General features: G+C 39.3%; 4 protein-coding genes. 1 reads left to right on the top strand and 3 read right to left on the bottom strand.

The features are described from left to right. Window positions 1-6: 6 nt before the first annotated feature. Window positions 7-1,553 (bottom strand): IS3 family transposase gene (locus tag L652_RS0106175; RefSeq protein WP_139015387.1). Its coding sequence is split into 2 segments (ribosomal slippage): window positions 7-1,094 and window positions 1,094-1,553, totalling 1,548 coding nucleotides; the frame shifts between segments, so codons are not numbered across the junction. Window positions 1,554-1,798: 245 nt separating this feature from the next. After that, a complete protein-coding gene (locus tag L652_RS0106165; protein ID WP_024596018.1) occupies window positions 1,799-2,158 on the bottom strand; it encodes a DUF5522 domain-containing protein in 360 nt (119 codons plus the stop codon). 43 nt (window positions 2,159-2,201) lie between these two features. On the opposite strand from L652_RS0106165, the gene L652_RS0106160 reads away from it, so the two are divergent. Then, on the top strand, window positions 2,202-2,528 hold the full coding sequence (locus L652_RS0106160; protein ID WP_024596017.1) for a hypothetical protein: 327 nt from the start codon (window positions 2,202-2,204) through the stop codon (window positions 2,526-2,528). Window positions 2,529-2,639: 111 nt separating this feature from the next. Here L652_RS0106160 and L652_RS0106155 read toward each other — a convergent pair. Continuing rightward, window positions 2,640-3,220: class 1 fructose-bisphosphatase (locus tag L652_RS0106155; RefSeq protein WP_024596016.1), on the bottom strand; the 581-nt coding region annotated here is incomplete at its 5' end.

Genomic DNA, 3,220 nt, shown 5'->3' with positions numbered 1-3,220 from the left:
TAAATTTTATGCCGCCCGCATTGCTTCTTTTTTCTCTGGATTTAAATTTACTTCATTGATCATCGTCCAATTTCGAGACTTTCCTGACCAACGAATTGGGTTCTGTAATTTCGCCATTTCATTTATCTGATGACGTTTCGCTAGTATCGCTTTATCTAATCCTAAATGACGCTGGTTTGGCGTGACAAATTTAATACCGCTGTGCAAGTGCTCATCGTTGTACCAATCAACAAATCCGCTAACCCACTTTCTTGCGCTACCCATGCTTTCAAAGGCTTTCTCAGGGTATCCCGGGCGATACTTTAACGTCTTAAATAGCGATTCAGAATAAGGATTATCATTACTCACAGACGGTCGGCTAAATGAAGGAACAATACCTAACTCCTGCAATGTCGCTAATAACGTTGCCCCTTTCATTGGACTGCCATTATCCGAGTGCAACGTGACTTGCTCAGGCTTTACCTGCTCTCGCCTGCAAATATCTACCATTAAATCAGCCGCCAGTGTGCTTAGTTGTGTGTCATGAACCTGCCAACCAACTATTTTTCGACTATAAATATCCATCACTAAATATAAGTATAAAAACTGACCTTTAACAGCTGTTGGCAAATACGTGATATCCCATGTATAAATTTCGTTTACACGTATTGCCTTGAGCGCTTTTGGCTTTTTTATCTTTTTATTTGGTTTAACTTTTTCTCTGTGTGTTAATAATTTATGTGATTTCATAACGCGATAAAACGAGCTTTCTGATGCTATCCACACACCTTTATCCAATAGTTTAGGGACTATCTTACTGGGTGGTAAATGTCCATATTCTATTGAATTAACAGTCTTAATTATACGCTGTTGTTCTAATTCAGTTAGCCTGTTAGGTGGTCGCTTTATCGTACTTGTTCGCTTATCTGTCATATCATCAGCTTCAATCCAGCGTTGAATTGTTCTTGCCGTTAGACCAAGTAACTCACATGCTTTTTCTTGCCTTGCCCCTGATTCCTGCGCATCGGTAATGAGCTTTATCAATTCATGACGCTCAGTTGAGCTGGTTAATCGTCCTCGTTGAAACCCCAAAGCGCATCTGCTTTTTTTTTGAGTACAAGTAAGGCGGCTGTTTCTGCTAACGCTTTGTCTTTACGATTAAGCTCTTTTTGAAGCTGCTTAATTTCTTGTTTGAGCTGTTTACTGTCTGATTTTACGGGCGTCGTTGAAGGCCCTTGAGCAAAATCTTGCTTCCATTGTTTAATATGATGCGGGTAAAGCCCCTTAGCACGGCAATATTCATTAAGAGCTGCTTCATCTAAACTCGCACATTCAATAATGGCGTTAAGCCTTTCTTCTAAGCTCCAGTCATGAGGGCGTTTTTCTGTTGTCATGTGACTACCATTATTTTTAGTTTCAAGTTCATGGTTTTTAGCAAGCGCGATCCATCGTTGCAAGGTTGAATAACCGATGCCTAAATCAAGCGCAATATCTTCTAGGCGAACATCATCACATTGGGATAATGCTTTTTCAACAGCTTGAACTTTAAATTCTTGTGTAAATCGACGTCTCATTTTATCTGCCTCTATTAAAAGTTAGAGGCGACAACTATCCTGACACAGGGGGATGAGAAGGTAAAAACCAGTGCTTACTCGTATTTGAATACTATTTTTATACAATCACTTACTCTAAAAGCGCAGCGCCTCTAAACCTCTTTGTGAATAATTGCATTTAAAAATATTACTCACAAGGAGAAGTGAAAGAGAAGAAAATGAGAAGATAAAAATCAATGTTTGCTCGTAGTTGTATTAAATAGCTTTTACTTTTTAAAACCATAAGGGCAGTTTTTACAACCATTTTTGCAGCACGAACCACGCTTTAAAAAGAACCACTTACTAAATACCATGTAACCACTTTGCATGGTGTAGTCGAGCCCTTCAATTAAATTGTCGTTACCTCTATATTGCTTTGCAAAGTCTATTTGGGTTTTAATAGGTTGTGTATAAACACCCTCTAAAAAAGTATTTATTTTATTAAGCGTGCACTTGCGGCATAAACAACTTGTTGCTGTGATATCAAGCGGTAAAATAGCCGGCAGCTCATTGCACCAACACGCTGATATATCGTCTACATTACACGTTAGAGTACTGTGGCATTGAGTACAGTTAAGTTGAGTCATTATAATTCTTTTTAGTAACAGTGAGCCAAGAATAACAAATATTATGAATACACAAAAAGCATTAGCTGAATTTATTACATTTGGAGAGCAAAGGGACGAAGCTATATCGGTTATCGTTTCAAGCCCTGCTGATAGCAATAAAGCTCACTATACTCTCTCAACCGAGGTTTTAATTGATGTGCTTAAACGCTGTTTAAGTAACGAAATAGACTTAGATGATTTGGAGCTTTGGGCAAACGTAATTGAATCGCGAGATGACATTGATTGTACTGAGCATGAAGGTTTTATTTATGCGCTCAGTAATAGCGAGCAAATGGGAGAGCTTAATCATCAAAAGCTTGCTCAAATAGTTGCGTTAGTAAAAGTTTGATTTGTTTAAAAAGCGAGGTGTAAAACCTCACCTACAAAAAAAACTCACCTACAAAAAAACCGCATTTCAATTGAATGCGGTTTTTAAATTGAGAACAATCGTTTTAAGCGATTATTTATGATATCCCAAGCACGTTTCTACTTCGTTTTTAGAACCTAAAATAACAGCTACTCGCTGGTGGATTGCATCAGGCTGAATATCCATAATACGCTCAGTACCGGTCGATGCGATACCGCCAGCTTGCTCTACTAACATAGCCATTGGGTTTGCTTCATAAAGTAGGCGTAATTTATTTGGCTTTTTAGGATCTTTGGTGTCGGTAGGGTAAGTAAATAAACCGCCACGGCTAAGCACGCGATGTACATCGCCCACCATTGCTGCAATCCAGCGCATATTAAAGTTTTTAGCGCGCGGGCCTGTATCGCCTGCTAGCAAATCATTGATATAGTTTTGCATAGCTGGCTGCCAATGGCGTTGGTTAGACGTATTAATGGCAAATTCGTTTGTATCAGCAGGGATTTCGGCAAAATCTTGTGTAAGTAAAAAGCTGCCTTGTGTTTTATCAAGGGTAAACATGCGCGTGCCTTTACCTGTAGTCAGCGCAAGCATTGTTGATGGCCCGTAAAGTACGTAACCTGCAGCAACTTGCTTATGGCCGGGCTGCATAAATATGCTTTGATCAGCAGCGTCAG

This window comes from Pseudoalteromonas sp. TB25, from assembly GCF_000497995.1.
GTDB classification, from domain to species: Bacteria; Pseudomonadota; Gammaproteobacteria; order Enterobacterales; family Alteromonadaceae; genus Pseudoalteromonas; species Pseudoalteromonas distincta.
The sequence above is the reverse complement of the archived record's forward strand: the minus strand, read 5'-3'. Positions and strand labels throughout refer to the sequence as shown.